Below are 15,349 nucleotides of genomic sequence, written 5' to 3'. Positions count from 1 at the left end.
GACACCATGGGGCACGTGCCCCTGACCGACCACCAAACGCGTATGCCGCGGCGCACCACGCCAGCCCGCCGCGCTGCATTCGGTGTAGTCGGCGCCCTTCTCCTCAGCCTCGTGACGGCCTGTGACCGTGACGAGCCGGCACCCACCACCTCGGCGTCCTTCGCCCCATCGCGGACCGGACCAGAGGTCCCTCAACCGGCGCCGAACCCGTCGCCGACGATCTCGGCCTCACCGCCTGCTGGTGCGCAGACCCCCTCGCCGTTGGCGGGCGCGACCACCGTCATGGGCCAGTTCAGCACCGTCACCGGCACCGTCGACAAGGCGACGCTCACGGCATACGCGAAAATGGCCGATCAGGCTGTGACGGACGTGTCCCAGCAGTGGAAGCGCGCGTGGCCGCGCAAGGTCACGATCATCGCGGCCAAGGACGCCGCCGCGTTCCGGGACCAGGTCGGCCGCGCTGACGATCTCAGCCAGGTTGCGGCCATCACCGACGGTCCGGTTGACGCCTCGGGTCACGCGACGCAGGACCGGGTCATCCTCAACCCCGACGCCTTCGCCAAGCTCACGACCACCGGCCGCCAGTTCGTCATCACCCACGAGAGCACCCACGTCGCCGTCCGCAGCTCCCTGCCCGGGGCAGCGCCGTTGTGGCTCGTCGAGGGCTTTGCCGACCATGTCGGCTATGCCGGGTCGGGGCGCAGGAGAGCCGATCTCGCGGCCCCGCTGCTGACCAAGGTCACCCAGGGCAAGGGTCCGACGCGGTTGCCGACGCAAGGAGACTTCGACCCCAGCCAGGGTGAGATCGCGCCGACCTACCTCGGCGCGTGGCTGGCCGTGGACCTCATCGCCCGGCGCCACGGCGAGGCGAAGCTCCAGAAGTTCTATGAGGCCTCGACCGTCATGGACTTGCCGACCGCCGCCGAGATCGCCATGGACAGGGCGTTCGTCGACGTGCTCGGCACGACCCGGGCCACGTTCACCCGTCAGTGGCTGGCCGAGCTGAACCAGCTCGCGGCCCCACGGTGACATCGAAAGAGCTGACCGCGCGAGCCCCGGTGTCCTCAACGTTGTCGTCCTGAGCGCGCGCCGGCACGGCGAGCGAGATCGCGACGAGGGCCGCGCTGAGCCAGTACTGGTTGTAGAACGCCTGCTTGTTGACGAGGTTGGCCGCGAGCAGGACGAACGCGAACCACCGCAGCAGCTCGTCGATGCCGGGCTGCCGTCGGTGGATCAACCATGCAGCCATGCCGAGCGCGCCGAACACGACGAGGCCGGTGACCCAGAGCGGCAGCGTGACACCGTGCTCGTTGAGGAACCAGAGGTACCACGTGTTGGCGAACCGGATCGGGTGGAAGCCGACAAGCAGAGTGATCGTGTCGTGGACGAAGTCCGAGGGTGACGCGAGGAACCACGGTGCAATGAGCACGCCGGTCAGTGCGCCCGTCGCCACCGCGCGCCGCGCCCCGAACGGCTGCCACAACAGCAGCAGGGGGAGGAGCAGTGCGACGTGCTGCTTGCTCGCACAGGCCAGGGCCAGTGGCACGATCGCCCACCACGCGTGTCCGCGCCGGACGAGTACCGCCCACCACACGATGCCGGCCGCGAGGAGAGGCTCGGTCCACGCCTGGTCGATCTGGGTGAGCGTGCCGGGTGCAACCACGAGAGCGGTCACGGGGATCGCGGCGCGCAGAGCCGTCGCGCACGCACTGCTCGGCTCGTCGCCGGGCAGTGCCTTCGCGAGAGCCCAGATGCCGGCAAAGAGGACGACCGACCAGAATGCGATCGCCCATCGGACATCACCGCCGATCCACCGACCCGGCGCGAGCAGCACGGTCGTCCACGGCAGATAGGTGAACGCGTCCTGGATGCCGGGGGAGTCGGTCCAGTTCATGTCATAGAAGTTCTCGCCCCGGGCCAGCGCATCGCTCGCCTGCTGCAGGGTCACCCAGACATCAATCCTGGGTGCGGGGTCACCGATCGTGGTGATCGCGGCGGTGACGACGTGGCCGAGAACGGCGAGCAGGTATGCCGCCCGCGCGCGTGCCGCTGTCGGTGCGGCCAGGAGCCCTGCGGCTCCGACGCCGACGACGGTGAGAACCGTCAGTGCCGCAGTGAGGGAGCCTGCGCGCAGATAGCTGAACAGCGGGACGACCCACGTGATCGCGACCGACGCGAGCAGCACGACCGGAACGAGCCACGATGGCGCAGAACGGATCTCGGTGCGTCGCCACAGCCAGATCCCGAGCCCGATCGCGCCCACCGTGAGGGTGAGCACGATCGGGAAACGGAAGCGGACGACGCTCCACTGGAGCACGCCGAGGTAGGCGAGCCAGAGAGCGGCAAGCGAGCACGCGGCATACGCCGGGCGGTCGAGCCCCGCAAACTTCACGGATCGCAGGGAAGCTTCCCCGCGATCCGTGACGTCCCCACGCGGAGTGGGTTGGTGTGGGTCAGCCACCGTAGAGCGCATCGACCTCGTCCGCGTAGTCGCGCATGACGACGTTGCGCTTGAGCTTGAGCGACGGCGTCAGGTGACCCGACTCCTCGGTGAAGTCGGACTCGAGCACGACGAACTTGCGGATCGACTCGGCCTTGGACACGGCGCTGTTGGCGTCGTCGACGGCCTTCTGCAACTCGGCAAGAACGGTCTCGTCGGTGCGGGCCTTGGCCGGGGTGATGCCCTCAAGGCCGTGGTTGGCGGCCCACATCGGGAGCATCTCCTCGTCAATGGTGAGCAGGGCTGCGATGAACGGCTTCTGGTCGCCGACGACGATGCACTGCGACACGAGGGGGTGCGCGCGCAGACGGTCCTCGAGAACGGCGGGTGCGACGTTCTTGCCGCCCGCGGTCACGAGGATCTCCTTCTTGCGACCGGTGATCTTGAGGTAGCCGTCCTCGTCGAGCTCACCGATGTCACCGGTGTGGAACCAGCCGTCACGCAGGGCCTCGGCAGTGGCGTCGGCGTTGTTGCGGTAGGCGCCGAAGACGTTGACCCCCTTGAGGAGGATCTCGCCGTCGTCGGCGATGCGCACGCTGGTGCCGGGCAGCGGCGGGCCGACCGTGCCGACCTTGAGGCGCTCGGGCAGGTTGACCGTGATCGGTGCGGTCGTCTCGGTGAGGCCGTAGCCCTCGAGGATCGTCACGCCGATGCCGCGGAAGAAGTGACCGAGGCGGGTGCCGAGCGGGGCGCCACCGGACACGGCGTACTGGACCTTGCCGCCCATGGCGTCGCGGAGCTTGCCGTAGACGAGCTTGTCGAAGACGGCGTGCTTGGCCTTGAGGCCGAAACCGACCGAACCGGCCTCCGTCGCTTCGGACCAGGCGATGGCCGTCTCTGCGGCCTTGGCGAAGATGTTGCCCTTGCCACCGGCGACGGCCTTGGCCTCGGCGGAGTTGTAGACCTTCTCGAAGACGCGCGGCACAGCGAGGATGAACGTCGGCTGGTAGCTCGCGAAGTCGTCGAGGAGGGTCTTGATGTCGGCCGAGTGCGCCATCTTGGCTCCCGATGCGAGGCAGAGCACCTCGATGAAGCGGGCGAAGACGTGGGCGAGGGGCAGAAAGAGCAGGGTCGACGCGTCGGGGCGGCTCACGACGTCCTTGAGCTTCTCGACGGTGTTCTCGGTCAGGTCGAGGAAGTTGCCGTGGGTGAGCTCGACGCCCTTGGGGCGACCGGTGGTGCCGGACGTGTAGATGATCGTCGCGATCGACTGGCGGTTGACGCCGACCCGGGCTGCGGTCAACGTCGAGTCGTCGGACGCGCCACCGGTCTCAGCGAGAGTGTCGAGGTCACCGTTGTCGATGATCCACGTGTGGGTGAGGGCGGAGAGGTTGGCCGACACGCTCGCGAGGGCGCTGGCGTGCTTGTCGGTCTCGAGGACGACGCCGACCGCATCGGAATCCTTGAGGATCCACTCGACCTGGTCTGGGGAGGAGGTCTCATAGATCGGCACGGGGATGGCTCCGGCCGCCCACAGGGCGAAGTCCGTGAGGGTCCACTCGTAGCGGGTCCGGCACATGATGCCCACGGCGGTGCCCGGCGTGACCCCCGCGGCGATGAAGCCCTTGGCCAGAGCGTCGACCTGATCGGCGAACTCCTGGGCTGTGACATCACTCCAGCCGGCGCCGTCGCGGACGGCGAACAGGGCCCTGCCGGGAGTGTCGCGTCGGTGCCGGAGGGGAAGATCAGCAAGGCTGCCCTCGGTGGTCGCAGGGGCGAGGGCGGGAGTGGTCTTCTCGTGCAAGGGTGCTCTCCTTCGTCTGGGCGCGACGTCATCGTCGTTCCAGATCACCAGCGGCTGGACGGTGGACGCGACATCAACCGTCCTCCGATCCTAGAGGTAGTCGTACGCCTTGTAGCCTGCGCCTATGACAGACAGCACGTCTTCCAGCATCCACATCTCCGCCGAGCCGGGCGCCGTGCTCGACGTTGTGGCCGACTTCGAGGCATATCCCGAGTGGGCCGACCAGGTGAAGACCGTGACAATCCTCAGCGAGGACGGTGACGGATGGGCCGACCAGGTCGAGTACGTCCTCGACGCCGGAGCAGTCAAGGACACCTATGTCCTGGAGTACGACTGGGACGGGATCGCCGAGGACGGCTCCGGCACGGTGTCGTGGCACCTCGTGCGGGCTGGCGTCCTCAAGGCCCTCGATGGCACCTACATCCTCACACCGAAGGATGGCGGGACCCAGGTGGACTACGCCCTCGCCGTCGACGTCAAGATCCCCATGATCGGGATGCTCAAGCGCAAGGCCGAGAAGCTCATCATCGACACGGCGCTCAAGGAGCTCAAGAAGCGCGTCGAGTCCCTCAGCTGAGCGACGACGACCTCGTGACGCCAGCCGTGGCGTCCACCGTGTCGCCTGCCGTCGCGCCACGCGTCGTCCTCGTCACGGGCAAGGGCGGAGTGGGCAAGACGACGACGGCTGCTGCGATGGCCGTCGAGTCCGCGCGCGCCGGCCGACGGACCCTGGTCATGTCGACCGACGTCGCCCACAGTCTCGGTGACGCACTCGACGTCGACCTGCGGACGTCGCCCACGTGGGAGCAGACCCTCGCGGTCGAGGAGCGTCTCCACGCCCAGGCCGTCGGGGCCCGCACGAGCGTCGCCGCCGACTGGGGGACGCTGCGCGACTACCTCCTGACAGTGCTCGACTCGGTCGGCGTCGACCCGGTCGTGGCCGAGGAGTTCACCGCTCTGCCGGGCGCCGACGAGATCAGCGCCCTGCTCACGCTCGGCCACCACGCGACGAGCGGTGAGTGGGACGTCATCGTCGTCGACTGCGCGCCGACCGCCGAGACGCTCCGCCTGCTCGCCCTGCCTGAAGTGCTCGGCTGGCACCTCGACCGCCTCATGCCGGCCCAGCGCCGGCTGCTCACGGCGATGCGCCCCGCAGCTGCAGCGGCTGCCGGATTGCCGATGCCGAACGGGGCCGTGCTCGACGTCATCGCGACGTGGCGGGCGCACATGGCCGACATCCGCACGATGCTCACCTCGGAGCGGGCGAGCGTGCGCATCGTCCTCACGCCCGAGAACGTCGTCATCGCCGAGGCGCGCCGGATCCTCACGTCCCTGTCTCTGCATGGGTATGCCGTGGACGCCGTTGTCGTCAACCGCGTCATCCCCGTCGACGACGACCCGTGGCGGGCTGCCTGGAACACCGCTCAGGCCGTCGGCATCGCCACCATCACCGAGTCCTTCCACGGCACTCCCGTCCTCACCGCGCCGTACCTCGCCGGTGAACCGACCGGGGCTGATGCGCTGGCCGACCTCGCGGGCCAGACGACCGCCCTTGACGGGGAGCTGCCACCACTGGACGCGGCGGTGCGCTCCCAGGGCCTGAGGGTCGAGGCAGACGGTCCCGAATTCGTGCTCATCCTGCCGCTGCCACTGGCCCGGTCCGGTGACGTCGACCTGGCCCGTCGGGCCGACGACCTCGTCGTCGATGTCGGAGGTGTGCGGCGCGTCATTGCCTTGCCCTCGGTCCTGCGCCGCTGCATCGTCAAGAATGCTGGGGTGCGTTCCGGTGAGCTCCGGGTGAGATTCGTTCGTGATGAGGAGGTGTGGCCACGTGGACGCTGATGCGCGACTCGACGCCGCCGTGGGTTCGGTGGCCGAAGAAGCAGCAAGGTTGCTCGAGGCGCTGGGTCGCCCCCAGGCACCTCGTCACGAGAACGCCTCTGGCACAGGCGAATCAGCAGGCCCGCACCATCCGGGGTCGCACGATCCTGGGTCGAGTGATCCAGGGGCGGACGGGTCCGTTCCGCCGGAGCACGTGCACGTCGCGATGGGCGACGCCGAGACCTGCACCTGGTGCCCGGTCTGTCGCTCGGTGACCCTGCTCAAGGGCGTGAGCCCCGAGACCCTCGGTCGTCTCGCCGACCTGGCCACAGCGGCAGCGACGGTGCTCGCAGACATGGCTAGCCGGCATACGGAGTCGTCCGCCGCGGAGCGGGCACCCGCGGACCGCGCACCACGCACCGAGCCCATTGCCGTCTTCGACGAAGAGGAACTCTCATGAGCCTGGCCATCGGCATCGACATCGGCGGGACCAAGGTTGCTGGTGGGGTCGTCGACGAGAACGGCGAGATCCTCACTCGCGCCCGCCGCGACACGCCTCACCGCTCCAAACGTCCCAAGGTCGTCGAGGACACCATCGTCGACGTCGTCGAGGAACTTCGCGCCCAACATCCCGACGTCGCAGCGGTCGGCATCGGGGCCGCTGGCTTCGTCGCCGCGGACCGCGCGACCGTCGTCTTCGCGCCGCACCTGTCGTGGCGTGACGAACCTCTGCGCGACGCCCTGAGCAAGCGCATCGATGCCCCGATCCTGGTCGACAACGACGCCAACGCTGCATGCTGGGCCGAGTGGCGATTCGGTGCGGCACAGGGAGATTCGGACGTCGTCATGGTCAACCTCGGCACTGGTATCGGTGGCGCGATCCTCATGCACGGCGAGGTCATCAGGGGTCGCTACGGCATCGCGGGCGAGTTCGGCCACATGCAGGTCGTGCCAGAGGGCCAGCGGTGCGAGTGCGGCAACCGCGGGTGCTGGGAGCAGTACGCCTCGGGCAACGCGCTCGTGCGTGAGGCGCGGGCGATGATCCTCGCGAACTCGCCGGTCGCCAGCGACCTCGCCGCCCGCGTCGACGGGCGGGCCGACGACCTCACGGGACCGATCGTCACCGAGGCGGCGCGCGATGGTGACGCGACGTCGATCGAGCTGCTCGCCGAGATCGGCCACTGGCTCGGCATCGGGATCGCCAACCTCGCGGCTGCGTTCGACCCGGGCACGTTCGTCATCGGCGGCGGCGTCTCCGCGGCCGGCGAGCTGCTGCTCGGCCCGGCTCGTGACACGTTCCGACGGCGCCTCACCGGTCGCGGCTACCGCCCGGAGGCGCGGATCGTCGCCGCCAGGCTGGGCAACGAGGCCGGTCTCATCGGTGCGGCGGACCTCGCCCGCAACGACTCGACCGCCTGAGCCTCGGCCGGGGTCAGGCATGACGACGATCCGGATCGCGAGCTACAACACCCGCGACTTCCTCGAGGACCCGTATGCCGCGGCGCGGGTCGTGCGTGCCATCAACCCGGACGTGCTCTGCCTCCAGGAGGTTCCGAGGCGGCTGTTCTCGACACAGCGCGTTGCGAACTTCGCGCAGCAGTGCGGGATGTTCTGGTCGGGTCGGCACCGGGGGAGTGGCGGCACGACGATCTTCACGTCGCTTCGGGTTGACGTCGTCGAGTCCAAACACCACCGACTCCGGGTGGCGCGGCTGCAACGGACGCGCGGCTTCGCGCTGGCCCGGGTCGCGGCGCCGGGGCGCGAACCCATCGCCGTGGCGAGCGTTCACCTCAGCCTCGATGCCCGGGAGCGTGCGGCGCACGCGAAGGTCATCCTCCAGGCGATCAACGTCGGCGGCGAGGTGATCCTCGCCGGCGACCTCAACGAGGGGGATTCCGGTGAAGCGTGGAAGACGTTCGCCGGAGTGATGCGACTCGTCTCGCCCGCGACTCCGACCTATCCGGCGACGCGACCTCGCCGGGTCCTCGACGTCATCTTCGCGTCGTCGGGGCTGCAGGCCGAGCCGCACGTCGACCTGCCGATCGATGAGGCCGACCTCATCGCCGGAAGCGATCACCGACCCACGTGGGTGGACATCAGGCTCCAGGAGCCGACGGTCGCCCAGGAACGTGCCGATGACGCGTCAGCGCAGGCAAGCGAGTCGGTCACCGAGGAGATGGTCACTGAGGCAGAGTCAGCAGCCGAGGTGGAAGCCGAACGGTAGGTCCCGCTGCGTCCGGCAACCTGACGGCCTGGCAACCAGAGTTGCGGACGCGTAGGGGTGGGAGCTCAGACGCGGGCGCCGTCGTCGTCACGCGGGTCGCGCAGGCGCGGCGATCGCATGACGAGCAGGGCAAAACCCCCGAGGAACAGGACGATCGACCCCAGGATCCACCAGCCCCGATAGAACGGGCCGGTGAGCGCGATCCACAGCATGAGGAGCGGCCCACCCACGAGGCCTACGATCGCGCCCCAGTAGCCGATGTCCTCGCTCGGGGGGAGCTGCACCGGGCCGGGCTCGAAGTGGTCCTCGTCCTCGGCGTCGATGCTCGGCCCTTCGCGCCACGTCTCAGGTGAGTTCGTGGGCGCGACCGCAGCAGCCCCAGAGTCGACGACCATCTCGGGCTCGACCTCGGTCTCGGTGTTTTGGGCGGTCTCGGCTGTCTCGTCCGCAGGCTCGGGTGAGGGAGTCTCGGGACGGGAGAGGGCGGCATACGCCGTCGTGATGTCCTGGACGGTCCGCGGCTTGGGCAAGTGCGGGGGGTCGTCGTCCCAGCGGGCCACGATCGCGTCGAACTCGGCGTCGATGTCACGCTCGCTCATGGCTGCCTCACGGGTATCGGGAAGAACAGAAGAAATGGTGCCACGTTCCCGGCGCCGCGTGCGCGGGAACATCGTCACCAACGTCGTCGGAGTTCGGATTAGTCCGCCCTGTATCGCCTGAACCGTGCACTAGAGTCCTGACCATTCGACGGAAAGGACGACGGTGTTCTACTGGGTGCTGAAAACGGTGATCTTGGGACCACTGCTCAAGATGCTGTTCCGTCCTTGGGTCGAGGGTGAGGAGCACATCCCCGAGACCGGTGCCGCGATCTTCGCGAGCAACCACCTGTCGTTCTCGGACTCGATCTTCCTTCCGCTCGTCGTGCCACGTCGCATGACGTTCCTGGCCAAGGCGGACTACTTCACCGGTGTCGGCCTCAAGGGCCGGCTGACGGCAGCCTTCTTCAAGGGCGTCGGCCAGGTTCCCGTCGATCGCGCTGGCGGCAAGGCCAGCGAAGCAGCCCTCAACTCAGGTCTCAAGATCCTGCGTCGCGGTGAGCTCCTCGGCCTCTATCCCGAAGGCACACGTTCGCCTGACGGTCGCCTCTACAAGGGCAAGACCGGCGTCGCCCGCATGGCCCTCGAGGCCGGCGTTCCCGTCATCCCCGTCGCGATGATCGACACCGACAAGGCTCAGCCCACCGGCAAGATCATCCCCAAGGTCATGCGCGTGGGAGTCCGGGTCGGCAAGCCGCTCGACTTCTCGCGCTACAAGGGCATGGAGGATGACCGTTTCGTCCTTCGATCCATCACCGACGAGGTCATGTATGCCCTGATGGAGCTCTCCGGCCAGGAGTACGTCGACATGTATGCCGGGTCGATGAAGGACCGTCTCACCCGGGCCAAGAAGATCCTCCAGCGTGAGCAGGCCGAGGCCGCCAGGCCGGGCCGCGCGGTCGACGAGCTCGAGCGCGAACTCGAAGGTGACTCCGGCGACGCGGGCGACGCATCCCGCAACGCTGACGAGCAACGTGCCGGCTGAGCGAATGAATCGCCGGGGGGCACTGTTCGGGGTGACGTACCGCTCGGTGCGCACGGGGCGTTCCGAACCCGTCATCGTCGAGGCGTTCTCGCGTGGGCTCGACTGGTTCAGGCCTGCAGCGGCCCTGTATGCCGGGACGGTCGTCTGGGGTCGCCACGACACCATGGCGCGTCCCTGGGTGGGGTTCACCGTCATCGGCATCCTCATGGCGTTCAGCCTCATCCTGTTGGTCTTCCGCCGCCGGACGACCTGGCTGCTGGCCATCGAGGTGGCATTGGCCGTCGGAGGAATCTTCGCCACGTTGCTCGCCGACCATCCCGAGGACGTAGCCGCCGGACAGTTCACTCTTCCGACGATCTGGGCGGCCGGGTGTGTGTCGGGGGCGGCCGTGCTCCATGGCCGTCTCGGCGGCTTCTTGGTGGCCGCAGTGATCGCCGTGGCCGACCTGGTTGAGGTCGGATCGCCGACGCCGACGACGTGGCACAACATCCTGTTGCTCTTCATGCTTGGCGTCCTCATCGGCCTCGCCGTCGACCTCGCGCGAGGTGGGCTGCAACGCTATGAGCAGGTCCTCGCCGAACGTGAACGGTTGCGCGAGCGGGAGCGGCTGGCGCGGGTGGTCCATGATGGGGTGCTCCAGACCCTCGCCTTCATCCACCGACGCGGTGACCAGATCGGGGGAGAGGGTGCTGAGCTCGGCGCCTTGGCCGCCGAGCAGGAGCGCACCCTGCGTCGCCTCGTCTCCCAGGACGTGACCGGGTCCCGCCTCGCGGGGAAACTTGACGCCGCCGCCGGTGAGGTCCGGCGGGACCTGCGGCTGCTGCTCGGTGCTCATGAGGGCGAGCGGGTCAGTGTTTCTCTCCCCGGTGGCCCGGTGCCCTTCGAGGATGCCCGCGCCTCCGAGCTCGATGCGGCGGTGGTCGCGGCCCTCGACAACGTCAACCGTCACGCCGGCGACGACGCCAAGGCCTGGTTGTTGCTCGAGGACCATGGCGACACCGTCTCGGTGACGGTGCGCGACAACGGTATCGGTGACGAACCTGCCCATCTCCTGTCAGCCGCGTCCCGCGGCCGTCTCGGCGTCAGTCAGTCGATCGTCGGTCGCGTGCGTGACCTGGGCGGCACCGCAGACGTCATCACCCGACCCGGCGGTGGCTGCAGGGTCGTCATCACCGTGCCGCGCGAAAAGCCCCATGACTGAAAAGCCCCATGACTGAGGAGTGCCATGACTGAGCAGACTTTGGACCAGAGCTCACCCCGCACGACCGTCCTCGTGGCCGACGACCACCCTCTGTGGCTCGGCGCCCTCGAGCGCGACCTCGCCCAGGCCGGGCTGGACGTCGTTGCGACCGCCGCCGACGGGCCTTCGACGGTGCGCCGGACCCGGGCCACCCGACCTGACGTCCTCGTCCTCGACCTCAACCTGCCCGGAATGCGCGGCGACGAGGTGTGCCGCGCCCTCGGTGATCTCGAGACCCGTGTCCTCATCCTGTCGGCGAGTGGCGAACAGCTCGACGTGCTGGCCGCCATCAAGGCCGGAGCGACCGGCTACCTCGTGAAGTCGGCGTCGAGCGCGGACATCGTCGCCGCTGTCAACGCCACCGCACGGGGCGAGGCGGTGTTCACTCCCGGTCTCGCCGGACTGGTGCTCGGCGAGTTCCGCCGGATGGCTGCCGACGATGCCGAGGCCGAGGCAGCCCCCCGGCCGGCGGACCGGCCCATCCCTGAGCTGACCGACCGCGAGACCGAGGTCCTGCGGCTCGTGGCGACCGGAATGTCCTACAAGGAGATCGCCGCCGAGCTCGTCCTGTCGCACCGCACGGTCCAGAACCACGTCCAGAACACTCTCGGCAAGCTGCACCTGCACAACCGGGTCGAGCTGGTCCGATTCGCCCTGGCCCGTGGCCTCGAGGACGGACCCAACGGCGCCGACAGATGAGCGGTGAGTGACGAGCGGCGACTGACCGGCATACGGGCGCCGCATGCCGTCACACGAGACGCGCCTATCCTTGGCGGGTGAGCATGACCACTGATCCCGACCTGCGCATTCATCTCGAGGCGACTCCCGACCTCCCGGCTGCCCAGCAGCCGCTCTGGCCGGATGCTTCCGCCCTCGACGCCGCCGTGGCCGAGCTCGCGACCTATCCGCCGCTCGTCTTCGCCGGAGAGTGCGACGTCCTGCGCGACCGCATGGCCTCCGCTGGCCGCGGCGAGGCCTTCGTCCTTCAAGGTGGCGACTGCGCCGAGACGTTCGCCGGAGCCACCGCGGACAACATCAAGAACCGGATCAAGACGATCCTGCAGATGGCCGCCGTGCTGACCTATGGCGCGTCCGTGCCCGTGGTCAAGGTCGGTCGCATGGCGGGCCAGTTCGCCAAGCCGCGCAGCAGCCACAGCGAGACTCGCGAGGGCGTGACCCTGCCTGCCTACCGCGGCGACATGGTCAACGACTTCGAGTTCAGCGAGGCCGCCCGCAACCCCGACCCGCAGCGGCTCGTGAAGGCCTACCACGCGAGCAGCGCGACCCTGAACCTCGTGCGCGCCTTCACGACCGGCGGTTTCGCCGACCTGCGCCACGTGCACGACTGGAACCGCGGCTTCGTCGCCAACTCAGCCAATCAGCGCTACGAGAAGATCGCCCGCGACATCGACAAGGCGATGAAGTTCATGGCCGCGTGTGGCGCCGACTTCGAGGCGATGAAGGGGACCGAGTTCTTCGCTGCCCACGAGGCACTGCTTCTCGACTACGAGCGGCCCCTCACGCGCGTCGACTCGCGCACCGGCAACCTCTATGACACCTCGGCTCACTTCGTCTGGATTGGCGAGCGCACCCGTGACCTCGGCGGCGCTCACCTCGACTTCGTCAGCCGCATCCACAACCCGATCGGTGTCAAGGTCTCGGCCAAGGCCCAGGTCGACGACCTGCTGCGGATGATCGACCTCGTCGACCCCGAGCGCACGCCCGGCCGACTCACCTTCATCACCCGCATGGGTGCCGGCCAGGTTCGCGAGGCCCTCCCGCCCATCGTCGAGAAGATCACGGCGAGTGGCGCGGCCATCACGTGGATCTGTGACCCGATGCACGGCAACACGTTCGAATCCGCATCGGGCTACAAGACGCGGGACTTCGACGATGTCGTCGACGAGGTCCGCGGCTTCTTCGAGGTGCACCAGGCGCTCGACACTGTGCCCGGTGGCATCCACGTCGAGCTCACCGGCAACGACGTCACGGAGTGCATCGGCGGCGCCGAGAAGATCCTCGACGCCGACCTCAACAAGCGCTACGAGACGGTCTGCGACCCGCGGCTCAACCACCAGCAGAGTCTGGAATTGGCCTTCCTCGTCGCCGAGATGCTCAGCCGCGACTGACGTGACGAGCACCAACGACACGGCACCCAAAACGCCGAACACCGCTGGTATGCCGCGTCGCTGGGTTGCGGACCTGCTCTCGGACACGCTGACCCAGCCGACGCATGCCATGCGCGAGGCCATGGCGCACGCTCCGGTCGGGGACGACGTCTTCGGCGAGGACCCGACGGTTGCTGCGTTGGAGTCGCGCGTCGCCGAACTCCTCGGTCACGAGGCCGCCCTCTTTGCCCCGACGGGGTCGATGGCCAACCAACTCGGCATGCGACTGCACGTCGACCACGGCCAGGAGATCATCGCGGACACCCTGGCCCACGTGCTGCGCGCGGAGCTCGGTGCGGCAGCGGTGCTCTCGGGCATCTCGTCACGCACGTGGGCGAGCGAGCGGGGGCGGCTCGTCCCGTCCGGACCTCTGGGGCTGATGAGCGTCGGTGCCGGCCCCTATCAGGTCGGCACGGCACTCATCGTCGTCGAGAACACCCACAACTTCGGTGGTGGCACGATCCAGCCGCTCGAGGCGATCCGTGAGGTGCGGTCGGTGAGCCAGAAGGCCGGGGTCGCGATGCACCTCGACGGCGCCCGCCTCTGGAACGCGCACGTCGCGACCGGGATCCCGCTGGCCGACTACGGTCGCGAGTTCGACACGGTGAGCGTCTGCCTGTCCAAGGGACTCGGAGCTCCGATCGGTTCGGTGCTCGTCGGTTCGACCGAGCTCATGGCGCGAGCACGCATCTGGCGCAAGCGATTTGGTGGCGGGATGCGTCAGGTCGGCATCCTCGCTGCAGCAGGTCTGCACGCGCTCGACCACCATGTCGAGCGCTTGGCCGACGACCATGCCCGAGCCGCCCGGTTCGCCGCTGCGGTCGGAGCGGTCGCCCCGTCGGTCGTGAGTCCGGATCTCGTCGAGACCAACATCGTCATGCTCGACCTGTCTCAGACGTCCTGGACGCCGACCGAGCTCGTCGACGCAACGGGAGCACGCGGCATACGCACGTATGCCGCTGGGCCGACCGGAGTGCGACTGGTCTGGCACCTCGACGTCGACGACGCAGCGACCGATGCCGCTACCGAGGTCCTCGTCGACCTGCTCGGCTGAAGTCTCTTTCCCCACTTATTGCCCGTTCGGCCAGTTACTCGTTGTCCTCGCAACTAGCCGAACGGGCAATAAGTGGGGGTGTCAGACGTCGTGGTGAAGGATCTCCGCCGGGGGGTCTTCGAGCGCTGACACGTCGTCGGCGTGACTGCTTCCGCGGAGCTCGACGAGATACATCGCGCAGAGGACGAGTCCGCCACCGAGGAGCAACCGCGCGGTGACCGACTCGTTGCCGAAGAGCACGGCGAACACAGCGGCAAACACGGGCTCCATGGCCATGACGATCGCGGCGCGCGTCGCCGTGAGATGCGCCTGCGCCCAGGTCTGCGCGATGAGGGCACCGGCACCGGCGACCACGGCCATGTAGAGCAGGGAGACCCACTGCCCATCTGTCGACGGCAGGGTCACGCCATCGGGAACCGCCGCAGCCAGGCAGATGACGGCGATGACCGAGGCCTGGATCGTCGACAGGCCCAGAGCCGTCGAGGCGGTGGACCAGCGACCGAGGGCGAGGATGTGCAACGCATAGATCACCGCCGAGCCGAGGGTGACGGCCTCACCGAACCCCATCGCGAGCCCTTGAAGGGACAGAACGGCGATGCCGACGGTGGCAATGGAGGCCGCCAGCCACGCCGCGCGCGGGATGTGGTCTCGCAGCAGGAGGGCGCCGAGCACCGGGGTGAGGACGATGTAGGTCCCGGTGAGGAAGCCCGACACGGATGCGGCCGTGGTCTCGAGTCCGATGGTCTGCAGAAGCTGAGCAACGGCATACAGCGCCCCGAGCCCGGCACCGAGCGTGAGCTCACGGCGGCTCAGGGCGAGGGTCTGACGGTGGAAGAGGGCAAACATGAGGACGGCTGCGATGCCGAAGCGCACCGCGAGGAAGTCCGCCGAGGGGACGTGCTCGACGAGGTCACGGATGAGGAAGAACGTGGAGCCCCACACAGCCGTGACGCCGAGGAGCACGAGCACTGCGAGGCGAGCCCGCCCGTCGTGGGCGAGTGATGAGGGTGACGTCAC

General features: G+C 68.5%; 15 protein-coding genes. 11 read left to right on the top strand and 4 right to left on the bottom strand.

What is annotated here, in order from left to right; all coding sequences use genetic code 11:
- Positions 1-15: 15 nt before the first annotated feature.
- The gene (locus V6K52_RS11850) at positions 16-1,029 is read left to right on the top strand and encodes a hypothetical protein (RefSeq protein ID WP_353950317.1); all 1,014 of its coding nucleotides are present in this window, start codon (positions 16-18) and stop codon (positions 1,027-1,029) included.
- Here the strand turns inward: V6K52_RS11850 and V6K52_RS11845 are convergent.
- Together V6K52_RS11845 and V6K52_RS11840 are read right to left on the bottom strand one after the other, a co-directional pair.
- Positions 980-2,392 carry a hypothetical protein gene (locus V6K52_RS11845; RefSeq protein ID WP_353950316.1) on the bottom strand — a complete coding sequence of 471 codons (1,413 nt, stop codon included), beginning with the start codon at positions 2,390-2,392 and terminating at the stop codon, positions 980-982. The two genes, V6K52_RS11850 and V6K52_RS11845, sit on opposite strands and share 50 nt — an antisense overlap.
- A 61-nt stretch (positions 2,393-2,453) precedes the next feature.
- A complete protein-coding gene (locus V6K52_RS11840; RefSeq protein WP_353950315.1) occupies positions 2,454-4,244 on the bottom strand; it encodes an AMP-dependent synthetase/ligase in 1,791 nt (596 codons plus the stop codon).
- A gap of 124 nt (positions 4,245-4,368) precedes the next feature.
- Here V6K52_RS11840 and V6K52_RS11835 point away from each other — a divergent pair, with 124 nt between their 5' ends.
- Genes V6K52_RS11835 through V6K52_RS11815 form a run of 5 tightly spaced genes read left to right on the top strand, consistent with a single transcriptional unit; the run spans position 4,369 to position 8,289 of the window.
- The gene (locus tag V6K52_RS11835) at positions 4,369-4,821 is read left to right on the top strand and encodes an SRPBCC family protein (protein WP_353950314.1); all 453 of its coding nucleotides are present in this window, start codon (positions 4,369-4,371) and stop codon (positions 4,819-4,821) included.
- A 14-nt stretch (positions 4,822-4,835) separates the two neighbouring features.
- Positions 4,836-6,086: an ArsA family ATPase gene (locus V6K52_RS11830; protein ID WP_353950313.1), complete on the top strand. Its 1,251-nt coding sequence runs from the start codon at positions 4,836-4,838 to the stop codon at positions 6,084-6,086.
- Complete coding sequence (locus tag V6K52_RS11825) at positions 6,076-6,525, top strand: hypothetical protein (RefSeq protein WP_353950312.1); 450 nt, start codon at positions 6,076-6,078, stop codon at positions 6,523-6,525. The genes V6K52_RS11830 and V6K52_RS11825 overlap by 11 nt, the downstream gene beginning before the upstream one ends.
- Entirely contained in the window at positions 6,522-7,484 is a 963-nt protein-coding gene (locus V6K52_RS11820) for an ROK family glucokinase (RefSeq protein WP_353950311.1), read from the top strand. Before V6K52_RS11825 ends, V6K52_RS11820 begins: the two co-directional genes overlap by 4 nt.
- 19 nt (positions 7,485-7,503) lie before the next feature.
- On the top strand, positions 7,504-8,289 hold the full coding sequence (locus V6K52_RS11815; protein ID WP_353950310.1) for an endonuclease/exonuclease/phosphatase family protein: 786 nt from the start codon (positions 7,504-7,506) through the stop codon (positions 8,287-8,289).
- A gap of 65 nt (positions 8,290-8,354) precedes the next feature.
- Here V6K52_RS11815 and V6K52_RS11810 read toward each other — a convergent pair whose 3' ends face one another.
- Positions 8,355-8,888 (bottom strand): hypothetical protein, encoded by a 534-nt coding sequence (locus V6K52_RS11810; protein ID WP_353950309.1) that lies wholly within the window; start codon positions 8,886-8,888, stop codon positions 8,355-8,357.
- A gap of 163 nt (positions 8,889-9,051) precedes the next feature.
- Here V6K52_RS11810 and V6K52_RS11805 point away from each other — a divergent pair, with 163 nt between their 5' ends.
- From V6K52_RS11805 to V6K52_RS11785, 5 genes are all read left to right on the top strand, one after another.
- Positions 9,052-9,870 carry a lysophospholipid acyltransferase family protein gene (locus V6K52_RS11805; RefSeq protein ID WP_353950308.1) on the top strand — a complete coding sequence of 273 codons (819 nt, stop codon included), beginning with the start codon at positions 9,052-9,054 and terminating at the stop codon, positions 9,868-9,870.
- Positions 9,871-9,874: 4 nt separating this feature from the next.
- Entirely contained in the window at positions 9,875-11,071 is a 1,197-nt protein-coding gene (locus V6K52_RS11800; RefSeq protein ID WP_353950307.1) for a DUF5931 domain-containing protein, read from the top strand.
- Positions 11,072-11,095: 24 nt separating this feature from the next.
- Complete coding sequence (locus V6K52_RS11795) at positions 11,096-11,809, top strand: response regulator transcription factor (RefSeq protein WP_353950306.1); 714 nt, start codon at positions 11,096-11,098, stop codon at positions 11,807-11,809.
- Positions 11,810-11,892: 83 nt separating this feature from the next.
- Positions 11,893-13,239, top strand: a complete 1,347-nt coding sequence (locus V6K52_RS11790) for a class II 3-deoxy-7-phosphoheptulonate synthase (RefSeq protein ID WP_353953770.1) — start codon at positions 11,893-11,895, stop codon at positions 13,237-13,239.
- Position 13,240: 1 nt separating this feature from the next.
- Positions 13,241-14,332 carry a GntG family PLP-dependent aldolase gene (locus V6K52_RS11785; protein WP_353950305.1) on the top strand — a complete coding sequence of 364 codons (1,092 nt, stop codon included), beginning with the start codon at positions 13,241-13,243 and terminating at the stop codon, positions 14,330-14,332.
- Between the two features lie 81 nt (positions 14,333-14,413).
- Here the strand turns inward: V6K52_RS11785 and V6K52_RS11780 are convergent, their stop codons facing one another.
- Positions 14,414-15,349, bottom strand: a complete 936-nt coding sequence (locus tag V6K52_RS11780) for a DMT family transporter (RefSeq protein WP_353950304.1) — start codon at positions 15,347-15,349, stop codon at positions 14,414-14,416.

It is taken from the genome of Knoellia sp. S7-12 (assembly GCF_040518285.1).
Lineage (GTDB): Bacteria > Actinomycetota > Actinomycetes > Actinomycetales > Dermatophilaceae > Knoellia.
Note: the sequence above shows the minus strand (reverse complement) of the source record. Positions and strands in the feature narration are given on the sequence as shown.

What these genes read in the sequence shown, in the direction of transcription:
- V6K52_RS11795 (WP_353950306.1), top strand. Translation starts at nt 11,096, where the DNA reads ATGACTGAGCAGACTTTGGACCAGAGCTCACCCCGCACGACCGTCCTC.
- V6K52_RS11835 (WP_353950314.1), top strand. Translation starts at nt 4,369, where the DNA reads ATGACAGACAGCACGTCTTCCAGCATCCACATCTCCGCCGAGCCGGGC.
- V6K52_RS11800 (WP_353950307.1), top strand. Translation starts at nt 9,875, where the DNA reads ATGAATCGCCGGGGGGCACTGTTCGGGGTGACGTACCGCTCGGTGCGC.
- V6K52_RS11790 (WP_353953770.1), top strand. Translation starts at nt 11,893, where the DNA reads ATGACCACTGATCCCGACCTGCGCATTCATCTCGAGGCGACTCCCGAC.
- V6K52_RS11820 (WP_353950311.1), top strand. Translation starts at nt 6,522, where the DNA reads ATGAGCCTGGCCATCGGCATCGACATCGGCGGGACCAAGGTTGCTGGT.
- V6K52_RS11815 (WP_353950310.1), top strand. Translation starts at nt 7,504, where the DNA reads ATGACGACGATCCGGATCGCGAGCTACAACACCCGCGACTTCCTCGAG.
- V6K52_RS11810 (WP_353950309.1), bottom strand. Translation starts at nt 8,888, where the DNA reads ATGAGCGAGCGTGACATCGACGCCGAGTTCGACGCGATCGTGGCCCGC.